The organism is Corynebacterium sp. HMSC056E09, assembly GCF_001813425.1.
Classification (GTDB): Bacteria; Actinomycetota; Actinomycetes; order Mycobacteriales; family Mycobacteriaceae; genus Corynebacterium; species Corynebacterium hesseae.
In genome coordinates this window covers 75,472-96,348 of sequence record NZ_KV812477.1, presented here as the reverse complement: position 1 = coordinate 96,348, position 20,877 = coordinate 75,472, and the positions used below count along the sequence as shown (strand labels likewise).

18 protein-coding genes are annotated in these 20,877 nt (G+C 59.1%); 10 read left to right on the top strand and 8 right to left on the bottom strand.

From position 1 onward, the window contains the following. Positions 1-11: 11 nt before the first annotated feature. Positions 12-1,925, bottom strand: a complete 1,914-nt coding sequence (locus HMPREF2912_RS01010; RefSeq protein ID WP_070683047.1) for a DIP1281 family NlpC/P60 protein — start codon at positions 1,923-1,925, stop codon at positions 12-14. A 1,384-nt stretch (positions 1,926-3,309) separates the two neighbouring features. Further along, on the bottom strand, positions 3,310-3,786 hold the full coding sequence (locus HMPREF2912_RS01005) for an Rv1476 family membrane protein (RefSeq protein WP_070683046.1): 477 nt from the start codon (positions 3,784-3,786) through the stop codon (positions 3,310-3,312). 346 nt (positions 3,787-4,132) lie between these two features. Between HMPREF2912_RS01005 and can the strand changes: the two genes are divergently transcribed. The 5 genes from can (at position 4,133) to HMPREF2912_RS00980 (ending at position 10,166) form a co-directional block, all read left to right on the top strand. Continuing rightward, the gene (gene can / locus HMPREF2912_RS01000; RefSeq protein ID WP_210386600.1) at positions 4,133-6,949 is read left to right on the top strand and encodes an aconitate hydratase; all 2,817 of its coding nucleotides are present in this window, start codon (positions 4,133-4,135) and stop codon (positions 6,947-6,949) included. A gap of 171 nt (positions 6,950-7,120) precedes the next feature. Next, positions 7,121-7,693 carry a TetR/AcrR family transcriptional regulator gene (locus HMPREF2912_RS00995; protein ID WP_070532884.1) on the top strand — a complete coding sequence of 191 codons (573 nt, stop codon included), beginning with the start codon at positions 7,121-7,123 and terminating at the stop codon, positions 7,691-7,693. Between the two features lie 47 nt (positions 7,694-7,740). Further along, positions 7,741-8,532, top strand: coding sequence for a hypothetical protein (locus HMPREF2912_RS00990; protein ID WP_070532889.1), 792 nt, complete (start codon positions 7,741-7,743; stop codon positions 8,530-8,532). Positions 8,533-8,628: 96 nt separating this feature from the next. Next, positions 8,629-9,411, top strand: coding sequence for a hypothetical protein (locus HMPREF2912_RS00985; RefSeq protein ID WP_070683045.1), 783 nt, complete (start codon positions 8,629-8,631; stop codon positions 9,409-9,411). 257 nt (positions 9,412-9,668) lie between these two features. Beyond that, positions 9,669-10,166 carry a hypothetical protein gene (locus HMPREF2912_RS00980; RefSeq protein WP_246816444.1) on the top strand — a complete coding sequence of 166 codons (498 nt, stop codon included), beginning with the start codon at positions 9,669-9,671 and terminating at the stop codon, positions 10,164-10,166. Here HMPREF2912_RS00980 and HMPREF2912_RS00975 read toward each other — a convergent pair. After that, positions 10,163-10,852, bottom strand: a complete 690-nt coding sequence (locus HMPREF2912_RS00975) for an SDR family oxidoreductase (RefSeq protein WP_070683053.1) — start codon at positions 10,850-10,852, stop codon at positions 10,163-10,165. The two genes, HMPREF2912_RS00980 and HMPREF2912_RS00975, sit on opposite strands and share 4 nt — an antisense overlap. A 79-nt stretch (positions 10,853-10,931) precedes the next feature. Between HMPREF2912_RS00975 and HMPREF2912_RS12810 the strand changes: the two genes are divergently transcribed. The 4 genes from HMPREF2912_RS12810 to HMPREF2912_RS00955 all read left to right on the top strand — a co-directional run bounded on the left by HMPREF2912_RS12810 (position 10,932) and on the right by HMPREF2912_RS00955 (position 13,923). After that, the gene (locus HMPREF2912_RS12810; RefSeq protein WP_070524521.1) at positions 10,932-11,201 is read left to right on the top strand and encodes an ACT domain-containing protein; all 270 of its coding nucleotides are present in this window, start codon (positions 10,932-10,934) and stop codon (positions 11,199-11,201) included. A 15-nt stretch (positions 11,202-11,216) separates the two neighbouring features. Beyond that, on the top strand, positions 11,217-12,581 hold the full coding sequence (locus HMPREF2912_RS00965) for a PFL family protein (protein WP_070564503.1): 1,365 nt from the start codon (positions 11,217-11,219) through the stop codon (positions 12,579-12,581). A 72-nt stretch (positions 12,582-12,653) separates the two neighbouring features. Further along, positions 12,654-13,343: a MerR family transcriptional regulator gene (locus HMPREF2912_RS00960; RefSeq protein WP_070565321.1), complete on the top strand. Its 690-nt coding sequence runs from the start codon at positions 12,654-12,656 to the stop codon at positions 13,341-13,343. 148 nt (positions 13,344-13,491) lie between these two features. After that, positions 13,492-13,923, top strand: coding sequence for a hypothetical protein (locus HMPREF2912_RS00955; protein ID WP_227485769.1), 432 nt, complete (start codon positions 13,492-13,494; stop codon positions 13,921-13,923). 30 nt (positions 13,924-13,953) lie between these two features. Here HMPREF2912_RS00955 and HMPREF2912_RS00950 read toward each other — a convergent pair whose 3' ends face one another. Together HMPREF2912_RS00950 and HMPREF2912_RS00945 are read right to left on the bottom strand one after the other, a co-directional pair. After that, the gene (locus tag HMPREF2912_RS00950; protein WP_070683041.1) at positions 13,954-14,691 is read right to left on the bottom strand and encodes a DUF2785 domain-containing protein; all 738 of its coding nucleotides are present in this window, start codon (positions 14,689-14,691) and stop codon (positions 13,954-13,956) included. 219 nt (positions 14,692-14,910) lie between these two features. Then, a complete protein-coding gene (locus HMPREF2912_RS00945) occupies positions 14,911-16,542 on the bottom strand; it encodes an ABC-F family ATP-binding cassette domain-containing protein (RefSeq protein WP_070524251.1) in 1,632 nt (543 codons plus the stop codon). Between the two features lie 161 nt (positions 16,543-16,703). Here HMPREF2912_RS00945 and HMPREF2912_RS00940 point away from each other — a divergent pair, with 161 nt between their 5' ends. After that, positions 16,704-18,716 (top strand): fructose-specific PTS transporter subunit EIIC, encoded by a 2,013-nt coding sequence (locus HMPREF2912_RS00940; RefSeq protein WP_070683039.1) that lies wholly within the window; start codon positions 16,704-16,706, stop codon positions 18,714-18,716. Here HMPREF2912_RS00940 and HMPREF2912_RS00935 read toward each other — a convergent pair. Genes HMPREF2912_RS00935 through HMPREF2912_RS00925 form a run of 3 tightly spaced genes read right to left on the bottom strand, consistent with a single transcriptional unit; the run spans position 18,713 to position 20,832 of the window. Beyond that, complete coding sequence (locus HMPREF2912_RS00935; RefSeq protein ID WP_070524254.1) at positions 18,713-19,138, bottom strand: metal-sulfur cluster assembly factor; 426 nt, start codon at positions 19,136-19,138, stop codon at positions 18,713-18,715. The two genes, HMPREF2912_RS00940 and HMPREF2912_RS00935, sit on opposite strands and share 4 nt — an antisense overlap. Beyond that, positions 19,139-19,588, bottom strand: a complete 450-nt coding sequence (gene sufU, locus HMPREF2912_RS00930) for a Fe-S cluster assembly sulfur transfer protein SufU (protein WP_070564486.1) — start codon at positions 19,586-19,588, stop codon at positions 19,139-19,141. Then, positions 19,585-20,832 carry a cysteine desulfurase gene (locus HMPREF2912_RS00925; RefSeq protein WP_070683037.1) on the bottom strand — a complete coding sequence of 416 codons (1,248 nt, stop codon included), beginning with the start codon at positions 20,830-20,832 and terminating at the stop codon, positions 19,585-19,587. The genes sufU and HMPREF2912_RS00925 overlap by 4 nt, the downstream gene beginning before the upstream one ends. Between the last annotated feature and the right edge of the window lie 45 nt (positions 20,833-20,877).

Here is a 20,877-nt window from a genome sequence, read left to right as displayed (position 1 = left end):
AACGGGCTGAACTAGATCAGTCGCACGGCATAGGGTGCCATGCCGGCTTGACGTACTGGGGAGATGCTGACGTTTTGACCGGACTGCGGAGCTTCGACCATGGTGCCGTCACCAAGATAGATTGCCACGTGCTGATTTCCGCTCGGGCCATAGAAGACAAGGTCGCCTCGCTGCATCTCGCTCGGGGAAATCTTGGTTCCCTTCTGATACTGGTAGCCGGTGTAATGCGGCAGGGAAATGCCGACGCCAGCAAAGGCATAGAGCACCAGCCCAGAACAGTCGAAGCCGACCTTGTTGTAGTCGCCATAAGAGTCAGCGACGCCGCCGTCGCGAATGCCCTGCGTAGGACCGTTGGCATCGCCACCACCCCAGGCATAGGGAACTCCCACCTGAGACGTTGCGCGCTCGATGACGGTCTCGATCTTTGCTTCGCGGGAGGCATCGCCCAGTGAAGCGGATGCCTTCTTCGTCACGCTATCGGTGGTGTCAAGTTCCTCCAGGACAGCGGAGACATCGGACTCAAGGGAATCCTCGTTATCAGTTGCGTTCGCTGCATCGCTATCGGACGTCTCCGTGGAATCCGTCGCTTCCCCAGTGCTGTCTTGCCCACCCTGGAGGGCAAAGAGCTTGGAAGAGCCTTCCGCCAGAGCATCGATTTCCTCTTGGCTCAAGCTGTTATTGTGGTCCGGCTGAGATGCGGCCACCATCGAGGCCACCGTTCCCACCGCTTCAATGCCAAGTGCAACGGTTTCCGCATCGATTCCGTTCGGATCGAAAGAGCTGGAGCTCCCGCCCTGGGAGTTCTCGGCGTTCTCTTCAGAGGAGCTGGCCGTGCTTGTCGACGACAACTCTTGCACGTTCGGATCGGAAGCCACAGTGCTTGCGGCGCTAGAGAGCTCTTCCAATTCGTCTGCAGAGGCAGAAGCCGTCGACGGCTGCGATTGAAGCGTGGGGTTCTGTGCCTCAGAGTCGGAGGGGCCGGCCACGGTGGACGCTGTGGACTCGGCGGTCGGCTCCGTGCTGGCCGGTGTCGAATGCCCCGCAGCGGACGGCGAGGATACCGTCGAGGAGTCGTGGGCAGGAGTCGTGGCACTAGACTCAGAACGACCCTGTGCAGAATTAGTCCCGTCCCGACCCTTGACCTTATATCCAGCTGTTGGGCTTGACTCATCTTCTTCGTCCAGACCCTTGGCTTGATTTAACGCTTTGTGCAGAGATGAGAGTTGGGAAAGCAGGTCCTCGCGTTCGGACGTAGATTCCTCAATCGAAGCCTCGGACGCAGAGAGTTGCTCGCGCGCAGCAGCCTCGGCATCGGCCGCCTGGTCCGCACGTTCCTCGGCCAGTTGTTGGGTCTTCCGCAGCTGGGATTCCTTGTTCGCCTTTTCCGTGCGCTGCTTCTCCAAGTCGCTAACGACGGCCTGCTGCTTCTCAGACTGCGAGCGAAGGTAGGACTGGCGCTCCAGCATGTCCGAACGCGCGTCTTTTCCTGCCGCATGGGAGACGGCATCGGAAGTATTGGCTCGGCGGTAGGCGGAACGGGAGACCTCATCCAGCTTGGCCTGGGCATCGGCGACGTCCGCTTGTGCGTCGTCAAGCTGCTCGCGCGCCGTCGTTGTTCCTTGGCGCGCTTGGTTTGCCTTAGTGCGGGCGTCGTTGAGATCGACCAGCGCACGGTTGACGGTTTCGCGCTGCGCACCTATGGAGGCTTCCGCTTGTGCGATGCGCTCCTCAATCTGGGCGATTGCGCCCGCGAGATCTGCGATGGATGGGTTGTCGGAGGATAGCAGGGATTTGATGTTGATCTGCTCAGGCTCCGCAGCCACTGCAGGAGTGAGCGCGGAGACAGTAGACAAGGCGGCGGTGGTCGCTATGGCAGCGCACGCTGCCTTAAAGTGCCGAAAGCCGAAAAATGATGTGGTGGCCACGAGGGTTATCTCCTAGACACCTACCCCGGAGAAGTCACGCATGTTGCGTATACGAGCTTGCCGGACATCGAGACCTCGAGGTGGCGAGTTGGACGAGCAAAAGGAACAGCGGTGTGTACGTAGCTAGTCTCGCCTTCAAGCAGGATGAGGCGGCAATCGATTTCCCAATGGGGGCAACAGATTCCCCAATGGGAATAGTGGACTTAATAAGGCTTGCGCCCGGAATTGACCGGGATACGCGAACGCGGCTTGCCCCTGAAGAGCTCTTTGCTCTCTACGCCACTAAATGCCGAATTGACGGGGCGGCATTTTCTCTTATAGAGGCGGCAGGGAAACCTGCGGGGCGTCTGGTGTGTGCACCAACATCACGTCGAACCGTGCGTTATAGCTAGCCACACTGCACACTCATGGTGCTCGTTGGGCTCACGGAGAGCGGCGCCGAGTATGGCTGCACGATCCGACGACGAAGGGACACACACATATTCAGGCTCGAGGTCCTGCGTCGGTTCCTCCTCGCTCGGCGCCGCGCTCGTGGAGGGCACTTCCGCGGTCCTTAGTGGCGCACGCGTAAGCACTCACAGCTGGCACCCAACCGGAAACCGATGGAACTCATGGCCATCACAGCCCTCGATGAGGGCGTGCGAATGAAGTGTATGAAGCCTCTTCCACTCGGGAGGTAGGTGTTTCGATATCTAAAAGGTTGAACACTGGTACCGACTGCGTCGAGAAAACTGCATTGCTACGCGCATCGCTAGCGCGGTGCGACGGTCATCCACCAGGCGGTGAACCCCAACGGTCCTCTTCGCTCGCGGCGTGCTTCCCCACATACCCGTGCGACAAATCAGTTGAGAGTCAAGGCTTGGTCCATGAACGTATGGAGCAATAGTCAACCCGTGAGTCGATACGTGAACCATACGTCACCGACACGCCATCTCGCACACTTTTCCCATCTTTCACATCAGCCACGGAAACCCACAGGGCGTTACAGGCGCACCTAACCTGCAATGATTTTGTTACCAATGCGTGACTGTGACGTTGATCACTCTTCCTTGGAGTGCCAACCTCTTCCCCCTTGGCTACCGCTTTGAATTACCTTCTGGGGCTTGTCTTAGAAGCTCCGGCTGCTCCCAGTGGAACCCGGCTTTCGGGGTGCAGGGAACGGGCCATTTCGGGACTGGGCGGAACCGAAGGGTTCGCCGATTTAAGGTGCCCGTGAGGTGTCCGATGTGGTTACTGCGCGGGCCGTATTCTTAGGGCTCTTACGCCCTATCAACCACTCCCCCGTTGCAAAAGTCAAGGCTTAGTGGTTGATTTATGCCACTTCCCTACCCCTGTGGTGGGTGTGGCGCATGTTTAGCGGAATTCTCGCGGCGGCCTCGATCGCTTAGTTTCTGACCGTGTCAGCTTTCTGTGTAGCGGCTCGAAATCCCGCCCAGCCCGCAATTGCCGCTACGAAGAAAAACAACGTCAAGATTGCCAGCCATGGCGCTGAAAAATGATCTGCAGTTGCATAGAAATCATTCAGCAAAGTTACCTGATCGAGTCCAGTTGGCAGCGAATCCTCGGCTGCCTCAATGGATGCCCGAGCATAAGAATTACTGACTGCGGACGCCCGCATTGGCGCCTGGAGAATCACGGTATCGAGTCCCGTTTGTTCTTGAAGGGTTGTCGCCAGGTCGCGCAGATCGGGAATCTTCTCGGGGAAGACATCTACCACTGCGATGCCATGGTTGGGCTGGAGGGAGTCTGCGATGCGGGTCTGGAGGTCGTCGTCTAGCGCCAGCTCTGGGTTGGAGAACGCTACACCGTCGGCCGAGAGCTGATCTGCAATGTCGTCTATATCTACGCCCGCCGGGATCATCCGCCACTCCTTAATCTCTATGGCCGTTAATGCTTGGTGGCACAGCCTTCTGCCCAAACACAATTCGGAGGTTCGTCCCCCGGATTCCCGATCGAGCCTAAACCTCGGAATGTGGGCGAGGCCGGCGACTCGCCGCTACCCCCGAAATGTAGGAAACAGAACGCCCGTACTGTTATCCTGGTGTCGACCGAGGGTTCTTGCATCTACAATAGATACGGAACATTCGCGTTCTGAGACCGCCGATACACCCGGCTCCATCTGGTCGCTAGGGCATATCGGCAAGTCCGATGAACCTTCGACCAGTGTTCGATAACCCACAAGCGAAAAGCAAGGAATGGAGCTCCTTATGACTGAAAGCCTGAACTCCTTCGGCGCCAAGAAGACTCTTGAGGTCAACGGTAAGTCTTATGACTACTTTGACATCAATGCAGTCGAGGGCCTGGAGAAGCTTCCTTACTCCCTCAAGGTCCTGGCTGAGAACCAGCTGCGCTACGAGGACGGGAAGAACGTAACCAAGGATCACATTAACGCTTTGGCCAACTGGGATCCGTCCGCTGAGCCGGATACCGAGATCCAGTTCACCCCGGCCCGCGTTCTGATGCAGGACTTCACCGGCGTCCCCTGCGTGGTCGACTTGGCAACCATGCGTGAGGCTATCGCCACCCTCGGCGGCAAGCCGGACCAGGTGAACCCGCTCAACCCGGCCGAGATGGTTATTGACCACTCCGTCATCGTCGAGGCTTTCGGCTCCACCGAGGCCCTGGAGAAGAATGTTGAGATCGAGTACGAGCGCAACCAGGAGCGCTACCAGTTCCTGCGCTGGGGTGCCGAGAACTTCTCCAACTTCCGCGTTGTTCCTCCGGGAACCGGAATTGTCCACCAGGTCAACATTGAGTACCTCTCCCGCGTGGTCTTCGACAACGATGGTGTTGCCTACCCGGATACCTGTATTGGTACCGACTCCCACACCACCATGGAAAACGGCCTGGGCATCCTGGGCTGGGGCGTTGGCGGCATCGAGGCCGAGGCTGCAATGCTGGGCCAGCCGGTGTCCATGCTGATCCCGCGCGTCGTGGGCTTCAAGCTCACCGGCGAGATTCCGACCGGTGTGACCGCTACCGACGTGGTGCTGACCATCACCGAGATGCTGCGCCAGCACGGTGTGGTTCAGAAGTTCGTTGAGTTCTACGGCAACGGTGTCAAGTCCGTGCCGCTGGCCAACCGCGCCACCATCGGTAACATGTCCCCCGAGTTCGGTTCCACCGCTGCGATCTTCCCGATCGACGAGGAGACCATCAAGTACCTCGAGCTCACCGGCCGTCCGCAGGAGCAGATCGATCGCGTCGAGGCTTACGCCAAGGCTCAGGGCATGTGGCTCGAGCAGGACGCTCCGGAGGCACAGTACTCCGAGTACCTCGAGCTGGATCTGTCCACTGTTAAGCCGTCCATCGCCGGCCCGAAGCGCCCGCAGGACCGCATTCTCCTCTCCGAGGCAAAGGAGCAGTTCCGCAAGGATCTGCCGACCTACGCTTCCGGCGAGGTTGTTGCAGACGAGTCCACCATCGAGGCAAAGCGCATGACCTCCGAGGGCGGCGACGAGAATGCTCTCGTCGACGTTACCGGTGGCCTGAACAAGTCTCGCGCAGGCGAAGGCGAGTCCGCAGCCAAGGGCGGCTCCGGCCGCCAGTCCAACCCGGTTACCGTCACCTCCCCGAACGGTGGTGAGTACACCCTGGACCACGGCATGGTTGCTATCGCTTCCATTACCTCCTGCACCAACACCTCTAACCCGTCCGTCATGGTTGGCGCTGGCCTCATCGCACGTAAGGCTGCTGAAAAGGGCCTGAAGTCCAAGCCGTGGGTCAAGACCATTTGTGCCCCGGGTTCCCAGGTTGTTGACGGCTACTTCCAGCGCGCAGACCTCTGGAAGGATCTGGAGGCGCTTGGCTTCTACCTCTCCGGCTTCGGCTGCACCACCTGTATCGGTAACTCCGGCCCTCTGCCGGAGGAAATCTCCAACGCCATCAACGAGCATGATCTGGCTGCTACCGCGGTGCTGTCCGGCAACCGTAACTTTGAGGGCCGCATTTCCCCGGACGTCAAGATGAACTACTTGGCCTCCCCCATCATGGTCATTGCATACGCTATTGCTGGCACCATGGACTTCGATTTCGAGACTCAGGCGCTGGGTCAGGATCAGGACGGCAACGATGTCTTCCTCAAGGACATCTGGCCTTCCCCGAAGGAGATCGAGGACACCATCCAGCAGGCCATCTCCCGCGAGCTCTACGAGGCTGACTACGCCGACGTGTTCAAGGGTGACGACGCATGGCGCAACCTGGACGTTCCGGAGGGCGAGACCTTCAAGTGGAACGAGGATTCCACCTACATCCGCAAGGCACCGTACTTCGACGGCATGCCGACTGAGCCGGAGCCCGTTCAGGACATCAAGGGCGCTCGCGTCCTTGCTAAGCTCGGTGACTCCGTGACCACCGACCACATCTCCCCGGCTTCCTCCATTAAGCCGGGTACCCCGGCCGCTCAGTACCTGGATGCCAACGGTGTGGAGCGCCAGGACTACAACTCCCTCGGTTCCCGTCGCGGTAACCACGAGGTCATGATGCGCGGTACCTTCGCCAACATCCGCCTCCAGAACCAGCTGGTCGACGTCGCCGGTGGCTACACCCGTGACTTCACCCAGGAGGGCGCACCGCAAGCCTTCATCTTCGATGCCTGCGAGAACTACAAGGCAGCCGACATTCCGCTGGTTGTCCTTGCTGGTAAGGAGTACGGCACCGGTTCCTCCCGTGACTGGGCTGCTAAGGGCACCAACCTGCTTGGCGTGAAGGCTGTCATCACTGAGTCCTTCGAGCGTATTCACCGCTCGAACCTCATTGGCATGGGCGTCATCCCGCTGCAGTTCCCGGAGGGCGAGTCCCACGAGTCCCTGGGCTTGGATGGCACCGAGACCTTCGATATCGACGGCATCGCAGCCCTCAACGAGGGCGGCATTCCGAAGACGGTCCACGTGACCGCCACCAAGGAGTCCGGCGAGACCGTTGAGTTCGATGCCAAGGTTCGCATCGACACACCTGGTGAGGCCGACTACTACCGCCACGGCGGCATTCTGCAGTTCGTTCTGCGCCAGATGGTCAAGGCCTAAAGCAGCCTTGCCCATTATGTAGGCACCCCGACTCTGGGGCGACCTACATAGTTAGGCACCAAGGCCAGCTAGCAACATGGAGTGCTGGCTGGCCTTTCTGCTTCTGTCCCTCCCCTCTACTTCCTCCACCCGTTTACCCGCCGCCGTGCTTAAAGGAGCTAGTTTTCAGCCATGCCGATTATGAGCGACTCTGAACTGAACCGCCGCCGCCACGACATTCTGGTTGGCGCACGTAAATGCTTCGCTGAGCACGGCTATGACGGCGCGACGGTGCGGCGTCTCGAAGAAGCCACAGGTAAGTCGCGTGGGGCAATCTTCCACCACTTCGGTGATAAGGAGTCCCTCTTTCTTGCCTTGGCCCGGGAAGACGCCGCCCGTGAGGCCGAAGTTGTTGCGAACAACGGTCTCGTCGAAGTCATGAGTGAGATGCTGCGCCATCCGGAGCGCCATGACTGGCTTGCCACCCGGCTTGCTGTGACCTCGATGCTGCGTACCGATCCGTCTTTCGCCGCGCGCTGGCATGAGGAGCAACAGATTCTTGATGAGGCGGTCCGTGCCCGCTTGGAATCCAACGCCGAGAAGGGGCGCATGCGAGACGACGTCTCCATCGACACCCTCGTGACATATCTTGAAACCTTTATGGACGGATTTATCAACCGCCTAGCGCTCGGGGACACGAAGAATCTCGAGCAGGTTTTGGATTTGGTCGAGCAATCGATTCGCGGCTCCCACGCCGATCACTAGGCGTCAGTACTCGGTGGCGATGTGTGGTTGGCGCTACACTGTGGCGCATGGACCATACTCCCCTACGACTTTCGCGCACGCAGTGCGGAATAAGTCTGAGCGCTACGCCGCGGCTTGCTCCAAAGGAACAGCGCACCCACGATGCTCAGCCGAACCCGCGGATGGACAATTCAGGTCTTCGCGAGGTCATCGAGGAGGCTGGGCCTCAGCCGGGACGCCTCTCGTTTGGTGTTGTCGCAGCCTGGGCTTTTATAGGTCTAGTCGGGCTGTTTATGTGCAGCATGTCGATTCCTTTCTTCACTGGTAGCTTTGGTCCTCCGCAAAGCAGCTTCTCAGATCTAGGAATATTTTCGCTTATCCCAGTCATTATTTGCCTCGTCAGTCTTACTGTTTTCGTCGTAGGTTTGCGGAGTATTCTCAAGGAAACCCGAAATGCACAGCGTCTGCGCACCGCGTGGCGCAACGGCTGGATAGAATACCGTCCTGCTCTTATTGGCGAGCTTGTGTACCTGCGAAGCGAAACCGAAGGGACCGACGACCGTAAGCGGACTTATTTCTATTATTCGGCGCCTCTTTTGATCCTTCAGCCAGACGGCACACTAGCGAGCGCAATGTCCGCTGAGTTCCGCGCTGACAATCCGAATAGGCTAAGGTCCCGGGGCGCTGCTCTTGCCGAAGGGGCTCGTATAGCAACCGTCGATACCGCGAACAATAATGGATGGACGGTCGCGGCTTACCGCGCCGATGGGATGAGCTCAGAGGCGGAACTATCCAACGGTCTCACCAACCGCCAAGTGGATGCCGTTCTCCAATTCGCTGAACAACGATGGGTACGCTAGCTCTCCCCGATTAAGACCGGGTTTTCGTCGGGGGCTAGTCCCCAGCCGCCGATGGTCACCGAGAAAATGGTGACCACGAACATTAAACTGTGATCCATGACTCACGCTCCCTTGCAGCTGCCCCGCACTCCGCTGAAGCTTCCTTCCTCAAGTGCAGGATCCCTCGCGCCTAAGGTTTTGAAGGATCACGATCAGCAACCCAACCCAAACACGGATCGCAGCGGCATCCGCGAGGCTATTAATAGCGTCGGGTCTCCGATCGGCCAATCCAATCTCGGCATGGTCATCGTTGGCTCCTTTTTCATCTTCATTGGCGGCTCAGCGCTACTCTTCTCGGTGGCTCACACGATCTTTATATCGGTCCTGTTTCCCGGAGCCGGCGGAACGATTGGGAGTATTCCGATAGCCAGCTTTATCACTGGAGCTGCAGCCCTCGTGTTCGTCTTCGTTGGAATCTTGATTTTGCGGGGGCGCTTGGGTTCCACAACAAGGCTTCGCACCGCGTGGGAGAATGGCTGGATTGAATACCGCCCCGCGTTGATCGGCGAGCTGACCTATAGGCGCCGCGTTGATTACGACGACAGTACCGACTTTTACTACACCGCCCCGGTTCTCATCCTGCAGCCAGACGGATCATTGACGAAAAGCATGACCGAGGAATTCATTGCTCCAAACCCGAACTGGCTGAAGCTGCGGGGGCGGCTGCTTGCCGACGGTCCCCTCGTTGCCACCGTGGACTTCAACCACAATAACGGATGGGGCGTGGTGGGATATCGGGCAGATGCAGACAACCCGCAGCCAGAACTGCACAATGGTCTGCGCCAAAAGAACATTGAAGCAGCACTGTCTTTTGCAGAGCGGAACTGGGTAAGAAGTTAGTGATAAGAATGTCTGACCACGCTTTAGCACCATTCGACTTCCCGGAACACCACTACTCCGAGAGGCTCATTCCCCGCACTCGGCGTTCTGTGTCCGCCCCGAACTTGAGATCAAGCACATCTAGTATTGTTCGCGCGATCGCCGCGACTGGGCCACTCCCAGGCGGCGCCACACCTGAATGGCGAAGCCTACGGAACAACCTCATCACGGCGGTAGTGGGCCTAGCTATCGCACTATCAGCCTTTATCGGCGAAGATATGTCTATTAGTTCCGGATGGCAGGGCTTGGCCGTTGCAGTCTTCGTCCTCTTCCTCGTCGTGGCGGCCGGTCGAAACATTCGAGCAATTCGGAGCTCTACGTGGGGTGCTCGCCGTCTACGGACGGCGTCGGAAAATGGGTGGATCGAGTACTACCCCGCGCTGCTCAGTGAGATCTGGCAAACAGGTCGACACGTGCCGCACGCAGATCCCACCGAGTACTACTACAAGGCGAAAGTACGCATTTTCCTTCCAGATGGCACAGTTCAAGAAATCATCAGCGATGAGTTTGAGTCCCACACTTCTCCCCGCTCCTTCCGGGAGCAGGGTGTGGCCGTGGTACGGTTCCAAAGCCAAGCGACGTTCAAGCACCCCACAGGGTGGTATATCGCGGCCCACCTGTCCACAAAGCCACTTCGTTATGCGAGCCTCCACCACCAACTGAGCAGAGAGCAAGTCATCGCCGCGCTTGACGCGGCGGCATCCGCTCGATTTTAGATATCCTTCACGCTGCCATCGCCATCGATGAACTCTAGCGGCGAAGTCGGGAAGCTTTCGCGGCCGGCGACCTCGGTGACCACCTCAGCGACAAGCTCTCGGGAGGTTGTCAGCTTACCGGTGCGCTCTGCGTCCTTATCTAGCACGGTGATGCCGCGCGAAGGCTCCTCCGTCAGGGCTGCCGGGCCAAGGATGAGGTAATTGAGGTCGGTGGAATTGAGCTTGTTGTCCACCTCCTTCTTCGACTCCACGTAGGCGTACCACTTCTCATCCGCAGGATCGGTCGTGTTCTCCGTGGCACCCATGTAGGAAATCGTGATGTAGGCGGGAGTGTTCTTGCCCTCGGCAGAAAGCTTTTCCAGACCCGCAATAGATGCCAGCGCCGCATCACGGTCGACCGCCCACGTCACCTCCGCACCAGCACGGCCACCATTTCCAGCGCCCCACACGACGACGTCATACTCGCTCAAAAGTGCAGCCCAGTCCTCAACAGAAAGCTCGGTGAGATCGCGAACCACCGCGGCGGCACCGAGGGCCTCAATATCAGAGACCTGGTCCGGGTTGCGGATGAGGGAATGGACGGTGAGGTTGGCGTCGACAAGCTTGGGCGCCGCCAAAAGCCCAACCTTGCCGTGGCCGCCGATGTACAGAACCTTCTTGCGCGTAGTTGTTGTCGTATCAGTCATGTGCGCCACCGTACGCGCCGGCTCGCTATCCTGCATGACCCCAGGGCAGCGTGAAAAACCCACGGGCTACAATCAAATTATGATCGCCATCATGACTGTTACCGGTGTTGATAACACCGGAATTATCTCTGCCGTTTCCACCGCCCTCGCTGAGCTCAAGATCAACATCGTTGACGTCTCGCAGACCCTCATGTCTGGGTACTTCACGATGATCCTGCGCGTCGAATTCGATGAGAATGAAGTCAGCATCCAGCAGATTCAGGAGCGGATGAACACCGTCGGTGAGTCCATCAAGCAATCCATTCGTGTGCAGTCGGAAGCACTGTTCACCGCCATGAATGAAATTTAGGAGCGAGAATCAGTCATGCTTAATCGCTTCAACACCGTCAGTATTCTCGACACCATCGAGATGATCGAGAAATACCGCCTCGATATCCGCACCGTCACCATGGGGATCTCGCTGCTCGGCTGCACGCGCTCCACCATGGAAGCTACCGCAGAGGCCGTTTATGATCGCGTGACCACCCGGGCGGCTCAGCTCGTGGAAGTCTGCGAAGGGATCGAGGCCGAGCTCGGCATCCCGATCGTCAACAAACGTATTTCCGTCACTCCGATCTCACTTATCGTGGCTGGCGTAGAAGGAAACCCCGTCGACGTCGCCCGTGCACTGGATCGCGCCGCTGAGACGACAGGTGTTAACTTCGTCGGCGGCTACTCCGCATTGGTTGAAAAGGGTGCCACCACTGCGGAGAAGACACTCATCCGCTCTATCCCGGAAGCGCTGGCTGAGACCAACCTGGTGTGTTCCTCGGTGAATATCGCATCCTCGCGCGCCGGCATCAACATGAACGCCGCAGCGCAGATGGGACGCATCATCAAGGAAGCTGCCGAACTCACCAAGGACCGCAGCGCCATCGGCTGTGCGAAGCTCGTGATCTTCTCCAACTCCGTGGGCGATAACCCCTTCATGGCCGGTGCCTTCCACGGTATCGAGGAACCGGACTGCGTTGTCTCCGTCGGTGTGTCTGGGCCGGGTGTTGTCGACCGTGCTCTCGGATCCCTGGAGGGCGCCACCCTTAATGAAGTCGCCGAGGAGGTCAAGAAGGCCGCCTTCAAGGTCACGCGTGCCGGACAGCTCGTTGGTTCGATGGCCTCGGAGCGCCTCGGGGTACCCTTTGGCATCATTGACCTCTCCCTAGCTCCCACTGCCGAGCTGGGAGATTCCGTCGCGCACATCCTGGAGCACATGGGTCTGGATCAGGTGGGCACGCACGGAACGACGGCAGCCCTCGCACTGCTTAACGACGCCGTCAAGAAGGGCGGCATGATGGCCTGCTCCCGCGTGGGCGGTCTGTCTGGTTCCTTCATCCCGGTTTCGGAAGACAAGGGCATGATCGATGCGGTGCGCACCGGCGCTATTTCCATCGACAAGCTGGAGGCCATGACCTCCATCTGCTCGGTGGGCTTGGACATGATCGCCATTCCGGGCGATACTTCTGCGGAAACTATTGCCGGCATGATCGCTGATGAAGCCGCCATTGGCGTGATGAATCATAAGACGACCGCCGTGCGCGTTATCCCCGCCCCGGGAACCAAAGCTGGCGATGAGGTCAATTTCGGCGGCTTGCTCGGCTATGCTCCGGTCATTCCGGTCAATGAGGTGGGCAACTCCACCTTCATCAACCGCGGTGGCTTCATCCCGGCGCCGGTGCACGGCTTCCGAAACTAAGACCTCAGCAACTCGGATTAGTTTTCACCAAGCACTTGACCCTCACACCATGTGAGGGTTTAGCTTTGTCCTATGAAGATATCGGACGTCGCCGCGGTCGCTGGATGCTCAGTTCGTTCTGTACGACATTTACACGAGACGGGCGCGGTTCCTGAACCCGCCCGCACCAGCGGGAACTACCGCGACTATTCTGTTTCTGACTTGGCTTCGGTGCTGCGCGCGCGGGCGCTGATCGACGCCGGTGTCCCCGTCGCCGACGTAAATCTGCCGGATGCTATCGATCGTTCATTTGGCGTGCTCGACGAGCGCATCGCTCGGCTCAAGAACCAACGTGAACGCTTACGCGCCCTTGCCCAAGCACCCAACGGGACTCCACGAGACATCCGCGAATCACTCAAAGAGGCGATCCATGATCCCGCGATGCTGCAGCTCGAGCTTGATTCTTGGGATCTGATGGCGCTGTGTGGTGTCGCGACGGAAGGAACCTGGCAACAATTGCGCGAGAACCTTGAAGATGCCGAATGTTTGAGAGTTCTCCGCGAGGTTGAATCGCTATGGCGAAAACTGGGTGCATTGTCCCCGAATGATCGCGAGGTCACGGTAATCGTCGCCAAGCTGCAGCATTTAGGCGAACGCGGCCTCATGCGGGGAATCTATCCTACGTTGCGCCCAGGTAAGGTCCCGCTGAGTCCCACCGATGCACCGACAACTGGTGCACAGGGCAGAGCGCTCGCGGCACTGTCGGGAGCGCCACATGGATAGGATATGGAGATTCCTGGGAAAACATCCTGGATTCCGATTGGCAAAGTATGAACTTAGCCTCTACCGCGATTTGTGGCTTTGGATACGCGGCGAGACTTTGCTCCCCGCTGGTGCTCAGGCACTTCCCCATCCCCCGGGCAGGCTGCAAATGCTTGGTTTTGTCACCGCGGTGCTGGTGGTTGAAATGGTAGTCGTCCACCTGATTCTCCCCGCAGGTGCGGTTCGGGTTGTGGCGTTACTGCTGTCGCTGTGGGCCATCATTTTCGTGTGGGGGTTGATTGCCGCTGAGCGCATTCGCCCCAGTTATATCTCCGACGATGCTACCGTTCTGCGGCGCGGAAAAACTGTCTTCGCTGAGATACCAACTGCCGTTGTGCAGCACAAGAGCGTTGATCGCAGTTTTACCTCAGCGATTGAAATACGCGATGGCGAGCTGACAGTAGGCGGCCCCGCAGGCACGGACACCCTCCTGCAGCTGAGCTCGCCTGTTATGGCCACCCCGGATCGCTATCCTTGGCAGCGGCCCCAGCCGATGGAGGTTGATAAGGTGCGCTTCTTTAGTGCTGCGCGCCAACACTAGATGGCGCTTTCACTGGTGGAAAGAGAATACTTATGCGCCGGCGTTGCGAAGTTTGTCTTCGAGTTCCGCTATCAGCGGTAGTGCTAGTTGCGCGCGGTCGACGTCGATTCCCCACTTCTCGGGTTCACTACGCACCATGTGCGCTGTGGCAGTGAGAAAGCGGGCGAAGTTTTCCACTACCGCGCGATTACCATTGCGCACTCCCTCGTTGAGGACTGTATTGCCCAGGCGCTCAGTCCATATTTCTAGAATGTGCGGCGATGTGCTCTTAGCAATCGTCGTGCACGCAGCACGCGCCAAGCGTTCTGCCTCATCGTCGTGCCACACTCCCCCTGGGACGCGCAGGCGGCAAGAAATAATTGCCGCACCCTCCACGGCAGGAATCATCCCCATGCGAACGCAGGTTTCTACATAGTCCGCGCCGTAGCCGACCGCCATGACGTGTCCGATGTCCTTGACTATGCCACGCGTGTCTTCTTCAGTGACATACCATGCGCGGAAGGTGAGATAGTCCTCGTAAAGAAAGTGGCCAGACTCAGCGAGAACAGTGAGTAAACGCGCGGCCATGACCTTGGTCCACACCTTGTCCGTGCGCAGGTAACCGGTAAGGCGATCCCGAACCTGGTCGATGTGTCCATCCCACTGCCCTGACTCAATACCTTCTTTAAGCTCGGCAAAGGCCCAGTCCACACGGACTTCAGGCCGCTTGCTCACTAAACCGGTAAGCAGTGGTTCAATGACAGAATCGAGGGTATCGGTGTGGCTCATGGCTTCAGTCCTCTCCTGCTGCAGCACGGCTGGGTCGTAGCGCTACTAGACCCTTGTGCGTGGGAAGCCGGAAGGACCCAAGAAAAGAGCCTTGAGCGGTGCGTGAGTGTGCCCCCGATTCTAGCGCACTATAGGTTTTATGGAAGGCCACGAAGTACCACGGTGTCCAGAAGAACAAAGAGCGTTGCCGTTGCTGCATCCGGGGTAAGGAACTAGCCCCTAGGCCAACTCAACGATCTCCATGTATTCGTCGTTCCACAGATCCTCATCGCCGTCAGGCATGATGATGACACGCTCTGGGTTGAGGGCCTTTACCGCGCCTGGGTCGTGGGTCACCAGAACTACGGCACCGGTATAAGTACCGAGCGCATCGAGAACCTGCTCGCGGGACTGGGGGTCGAGGTTGTTCGTGGGCTCGTCGAGAAGCAGCACATTTGCGCGCGAGGACACGAGCGTGGCCAAGGAAAGACGCGTCTTTTCACCGCCGGAGAGCGTGCCGGCGGGCTGCTCCAGCTTATCCCCGGAGAACATAAAGGCACCGAGCAGACCGCGCAAATCCTGCTGGCCTGCATCGGGGCAAGCCTCGATGGTGTTTTCCCACACGGTCTTGTCTGGGTCGATGTTGTCGTGTTCCTGGGCAAAGTAGCCGATGCGCAAACCATGGCCGGAGACAATACCGCCCTCACCGTCGGTGCGCTCCACGCCCGCTAGAAGCTTGAGCAGGGTCGTCTTTCCGGCACCGTTATAGCCCAGCACGACGACGCGCGAGCCCTTATCAATGGCCAAGTCCACGCCCGCGAAGACTTCAAGCGAGCCATACATCTTGGTCAGGCCCTTCGCGTTCATCGGGGTCTTACCGCAGGGAGCCGGCTCCGGGAACTTGATGTGGGCAACCTTGTCGGCCACACGCACGTCATCGAGCTCGTTCATCATGCGCTCAGCGCGGTGCAGCATCTGCTTAGCTGCTGCGGCCTTCGTCGCCTTAGCGCCGAGCTTTGCGGCCTGCTTGTGCAGGGCGGCCGCCTTCTTCTCCGCGTTGGCGCGCTCACGGCGGCGGCGGGCCTCATCGGTCGCACGGGCATCGAGATACTTTTTAAAGCCCATGTTGTAGACATCCGCCTCGGCGCGCACGGCGTCGAGGAACCAGACCTTGTTGCAGACGGCCTCGAGCAGGTCCACGTCGTGCGAGATCATGATGAGCCCGCCCTCATGCTTCGACAGGAAGCCGCGCAACCAGGTGATGGAATCTGCGTCGAGGTGGTTCGTGGGCTCGTCGAGAAGCAGCGTGGTCTGGGACTTGCCGGAGCCTGCCGACGCCGCGAAAAGAATCTGCGCCAGCTCCACGCGGCGGCGCTGGCCACCGGAGAGCGTCTTGAGCTGCTGATCCAAGACGCGCTGCGGGAGGCCAAGGTTGTCACAGATCTGTGCGCACTCGGAATCCGCCTCGTAGCCGCCGAGGGAATGGTACTCCTCTTCCAAGCGCGAGAACTTGCGGATGGCCTTATCGCGGAACTTGTCGTCCGTTGCCGTCTCCATGAGTTCCTGCTGCTTGGCCATGCGCCGCTTGATCTCATCGAGACCACGGGCCGAGAGCACGCGTTCGCGCGCGGTCTGTTCGATGTTGCCCTCGCGGGAATCCTGCGGCAGGTAACCAATGGGGCCAGAGCGCGTTACCGAACCGCCATAAGGCTCGGTCTCCCCCGCCAAAATGCGCATCGTCGTGGTCTTTCCTGCGCCGTTGCGGCCGACCAGCCCGATGCGGTCACCCGGCTGTACGCGGAGGTGCTGGCCGGGGGCGTCGAGAAGCGTGCGTGCGCCCACGCGCACCTCGAAATCATTGGTCACAATCACGTCGAAACAGTCTAGCAACCAGGGCAGTTAAACCCGAACCAGCGGCAGGGCGCTGATCGACGTAAAGCTAACGGTACGGAGGATAAGTCATCTGGAAATTCGTGGCCCGGATTCGGCGCGCTTGACCTATACAAGATGAAAGATGTGCCTACATTGACATCATGAGTACATCAGCCACATCGAAACCGCCATTAATCCTCGCGATTACCGCCTGCCCAACTGGTATTGCGCATACCTACATGGCGGCTGAAAACCTCGAGGCCGCTGCCGCGGAACTTGGATACCGGATCAAAGTTGAGACCCACGGCTCAATCGGTGTCGAAGGCACCTTTAGCGCTAAGGACATCGAAGAAGCCGATGCCATCGTAATTGGCGCCGACACTGTGATTGCCAAGGATCGTTTCCGCGGCAAGCGCTTGGCAGCAACGGGCGTCGATGAAGCTATTAAGCACCCAAAGGAGCTCCTCCGCCGTTCGCTGTCCGCGTCGAAATGGGAAGAAAAGCCTTCCGCCGAAGAGCCAAAGGGCTCTCAGCGCGAGGACAGCTCCGGTAACTCCAATGGCGTGCGCGCAGTGGGACAGACTCTCTACAAAGCGCTGATGAACGGTGTATCCCACATGATCCCGTTCGTGGTGACCGGCGGTCTCCTCATCGCAGTAGCACTGTCAATTGGAGGAACCCCGACGCCCGAAGGCTTGGCAATTCCCGAGGATTCCTTCTGGAATACGCTGAACGAGCTGGGTGGTTTGGCCTTTTCACTCATGGTGCCGATTCTTTCCGGCTATATCGCAGTGGGCATTGCGGACCGTCCTGGGTTGGCGCCTGGTCTGATTACTGGCCTCATCGCTACGACTGGATCACTCTACGGATCTGAAGCCGGTGCCGGGTTCTTGGGAGGTATCGTCACCGGCATCCTGTCCGGCTATGTGGCGCTTGGAATCAAGAAGATTCCGGTGAACAAATACATTGCCCCGATTTGGCCGATCATCGTTATCCCGATTTTCACCACCCTCATTGTGGGTCTTATCTTCATTTACCTGGTCGGCTCACCGATAGCTGGCGCATTTGAAGCCATGACCGAGTACCTCGCAGGAATGCAAGGCTCCTCTGTCGTTGTGCTTGGCCTCGTTATCGGCGCGATGATCGCGTTTGACATGGGCGGCCCCTTCAACAAGACAGCGTTCCTCTTTGGTGGAGGCATGATTGCCGCTGGTAATGCAGCCCCTATGGGAATGGCCGCTACTGCTATCGCTGTACCGCCATTGGCGGTGGGCGCTGCCACCCTTGCCCGCCGTGCCTGGTTTAATAAGGCCGAAAAAGACGCCGGTATCGCCGCGCTTTTCATGGGGCTATTCGGCATTACGGAAGGCGCAATTCCTCTTGCCGCTGCACGCCCTCTGCAGGTCATTCCGGCGAACGTCATCGGCGGTGCGGTTGCCGGTGGCCTAGCAGGCGCATTCGGAGTTAAAGACCATGTCATGCACGGCGGCCCCATTGTCGCAGTGCTCGGTGCTGTCGACAACGTCGTGGGCTTCTTCGTGGCATTGCTTATTGGCGTTGTCGTCTGTGCATCAGTCATGCTCCTCTTAATCGCACTTACTCAGCATAAGAAAACGACAGAGAAGAATGAGAGCAAGAGCGACCAGGGCGCTGCGGACAAAGCTTCAGCAAACGCGGCGGAAAGCTCGCATCTGGGACAACCACTGCTGTCTATCGAAACGGTGAGCCTCGACCACAGTCTGGGCAGTACTCGCGACGAAACCATCGAAGCACTAGTGCGGCTAGTTTCTCCTCGCTTTGCTGATCCTTCTGCGGTGCTCACAGCGGCTCTTGAGCGCGAGACGAAGCACTCTACCGGCGTGGGCCATGGCGTGGCGATCCCGCATGCCCGTTCAGCTGGCGTGAAGGTTCCTACCTTGGCTTTTGCACGTCTTCCCGAAGCAATCACGTGGGCACAGGGTGAGGAGCCCACAACGATGGTGTTCCTCATTGCCGTGCCAGACGACGCCGGCAAGCAACACCTCAAGCTGCTTTCCAAGCTGGCGCGGGCAATCATGAAGGAGGACTTCCGCGCTCGCCTTCAGTCCGCTGCAACCCAAGAAGAAGCCGTCGATATCATCTCCTCGGCGCTGGATCCGGCGTCCTTGCCCACTGTGGGGCAGCGAAACGATTAGACCGCGAAGCCGAGGGCCTGGAGCATCTCGCGGCCCTCTTCGGTGATCATGTTCGGGCCCCACGGCGGCATCCACACCCAGTTGAGCTGGACGGCGTCGGCAAGCTTGTTGCCCACGACGACGTCGTCGATCTGCTCACCGATGACGTCAGTCAGCGGGCACGCCGGGGACGTCAGCGTCATGTTGATGACGCAGGTGTTCTTGCCGTCAATGTCCTCGAGCCAGAGGTCGTAGACCAGGCCCAAGTCAACAACGTTGATGCCCAGCTCCGGATCGATGACGTCCCGGAGGTATTCGGTGATGTCGAATGCCTTGGCAATCTGCTCTTCGGTCTGCTCAGGCTTTACACCGCCGCCGGCGAAGGAGGCGTTCTCGTCCTGATACGGGTCGGTCGGCTGGCTATCGTTAGTGGTATCCGCCATCTACTTCTCCAATTCAGTCAGCGCCTGCGCGGTGGCAGCCTGGAAGGCCTTCCACCCCAGCAGCGCGCACTTAACACGGGCAGGGAACTTGGCCACGCCGGCAAAAGCGACGCCATCCCCAATGATCTCGTCGTCTCCCTCAACTTCGCCGCGGGAAGTCACCATGCGGTCAAACTCCTCGAGCTTGGCGTTGGCCTCCTCCAACGGGATGCCTACGATTTCTTCCGCCATGACAGAGGTCGAAGCCTGCGAGATGGAGCAGCCTTCAGCGTCGTAGGACACGTCCTCCACAGTCTTGCCGTCGGCCGACAGCTTCACGCGCAGCGTGATCTCATCGCCGCACGAGGGGTTGACGTGGTGAACCTCAGCCTGGCCATCGCGCAGGCCGGAGAATTTCGGGTTCTTATAGTGGTCCAGGATCACATCCTGGTACATGGAATCTAGGTTCATTCGCTCACTCCAAAGAAAGCACGGGCAGCCCGCACCGCCTCTACGAGGGCGTCGACCTCGTCCTCAGTGTTGTACAGGTAAAAGCTAGCGCGTGCGGTCGAATTAGCCTTGCACGCGCGGTGCAGTGGCCACGCGCAGTGGTGACCAGTTCGGATGGACACTCCATGAGCGTCGAGCACCTGGCCCAAATCATGCGGGTGGATGCCCTCCACGATGAAGGAGACCGCTCCCCCGCGATCCTCAGTGTTTTCGGGGCCGATGATCCGTAGACCAGGAATCTCGGAAAGCTTGTCCAAAGCCAATGCGGTGAGCTTCTGCTCGTGGGCGTGGATGGCCTCCATGCCCACTTCGCTCAAAAACTTCACCGCGGCCCCCAGACCAACGACCTGGCTGGTCATCTGAGTTCCGGCCTCGAAGCGAGTCGGCGGCTCGGCAAAGGTCGAGCCCTCCATCTTGACCACCTCGATCATGGAACCGCCAATAAGGAAGGGCGGCAGCTGTGCCAGCAGCTCCGCCTTGCCGTAGAGCACACCGACGCCGGTCGGGCCGCACATCTTGTGCCCAGAGAACGCGGCGAAGTCCACGTCGAGAGCGTGGAAGTCCACCGGCATGTGCGGAACGGACTGGCACGCGTCCAGAACCACCATGGCGCCTACAGCGCGGGCACGGCGCACCAGTTCCTCGACGGGGGCCACGGCTCCCGTCACGTTGGACTGGTGGGTAAAAGCCACGACCTTGACGGAGTCATCGAGCTCGAGCGAATCGAGATCAATGCGGCCGTCCTCAGTCATGGAGTACCACTTCAGCGTCGCACCAGTGCGCTGGCACAGCTCCTGCCACGGAACCAAGTTCGCATGGTGCTCCAATTCGGTGACGACGACGGTATCGCCCTCGCCGACATAAAGCTGACCCGCGCGCTCATCGCTAAGCACGTAGGCAACTTCATTCAACGCCTCAGTGGCGTTCTTGGTGAAGGAAATCTCATCGCGGTCCGCGCCAACGAAAGCGGCAATGGCCTGGCGGGCGGACTCATACGCGTCATCGGCTTCCTCCGCCAACTGGTAGGAGCCGCGGTGCACCGGCGCATTGGTGCCGAGTACGAACTCCTCCTCGGCCTTCCACACCGGGAGGGGACGTTGCGAGGTCGCACCCGAATCCAGGTACACCAGTGGCTTACCGTCGCGCACTGTGCGCGAGAGGATGGGGAATTGCTCCCTGATCGCATTAACGTCTAGTTCAGACATAGGTCCTTGTGCTCGGTTCTTTATCTCTTGCGTGTTGTGGTGTGT

Excerpts from the sequence above, each read along its gene's own strand:
- HMPREF2912_RS01005 (WP_070683046.1), bottom strand. The coding sequence starts at position 3,786 with ATGATCCCGGCGGGCGTAGATATAGACGACATTGCAGATCAGCTCTCG.
- can (WP_210386600.1), top strand. The coding sequence starts at position 4,133 with ATGACTGAAAGCCTGAACTCCTTCGGCGCCAAGAAGACTCTTGAGGTC.
- HMPREF2912_RS00995 (WP_070532884.1), top strand. The coding sequence starts at position 7,121 with ATGCCGATTATGAGCGACTCTGAACTGAACCGCCGCCGCCACGACATT.
- HMPREF2912_RS00990 (WP_070532889.1), top strand. The coding sequence starts at position 7,741 with ATGGACCATACTCCCCTACGACTTTCGCGCACGCAGTGCGGAATAAGT.
- HMPREF2912_RS00985 (WP_070683045.1), top strand. The coding sequence starts at position 8,629 with ATGACTCACGCTCCCTTGCAGCTGCCCCGCACTCCGCTGAAGCTTCCT.
- HMPREF2912_RS00980 (WP_246816444.1), top strand. The coding sequence starts at position 9,669 with ATGTCTATTAGTTCCGGATGGCAGGGCTTGGCCGTTGCAGTCTTCGTC.
- HMPREF2912_RS00975 (WP_070683053.1), bottom strand. The coding sequence starts at position 10,852 with ATGACTGATACGACAACAACTACGCGCAAGAAGGTTCTGTACATCGGC.
- HMPREF2912_RS12810 (WP_070524521.1), top strand. The coding sequence starts at position 10,932 with ATGATCGCCATCATGACTGTTACCGGTGTTGATAACACCGGAATTATC.
- HMPREF2912_RS00965 (WP_070564503.1), top strand. The coding sequence starts at position 11,217 with ATGCTTAATCGCTTCAACACCGTCAGTATTCTCGACACCATCGAGATG.
- HMPREF2912_RS00960 (WP_070565321.1), top strand. The coding sequence starts at position 12,654 with ATGAAGATATCGGACGTCGCCGCGGTCGCTGGATGCTCAGTTCGTTCT.
- HMPREF2912_RS00955 (WP_227485769.1), top strand. The coding sequence starts at position 13,492 with ATGCTTGGTTTTGTCACCGCGGTGCTGGTGGTTGAAATGGTAGTCGTC.
- HMPREF2912_RS00950 (WP_070683041.1), bottom strand. The coding sequence starts at position 14,691 with ATGAGCCACACCGATACCCTCGATTCTGTCATTGAACCACTGCTTACC.
- HMPREF2912_RS00940 (WP_070683039.1), top strand. The coding sequence starts at position 16,704 with ATGAGTACATCAGCCACATCGAAACCGCCATTAATCCTCGCGATTACC.
- HMPREF2912_RS00935 (WP_070524254.1), bottom strand. The coding sequence starts at position 19,138 with ATGGCGGATACCACTAACGATAGCCAGCCGACCGACCCGTATCAGGAC.
- sufU (WP_070564486.1), bottom strand. The coding sequence starts at position 19,588 with ATGAACCTAGATTCCATGTACCAGGATGTGATCCTGGACCACTATAAG.
- HMPREF2912_RS00925 (WP_070683037.1), bottom strand. The coding sequence starts at position 20,832 with ATGTCTGAACTAGACGTTAATGCGATCAGGGAGCAATTCCCCATCCTC.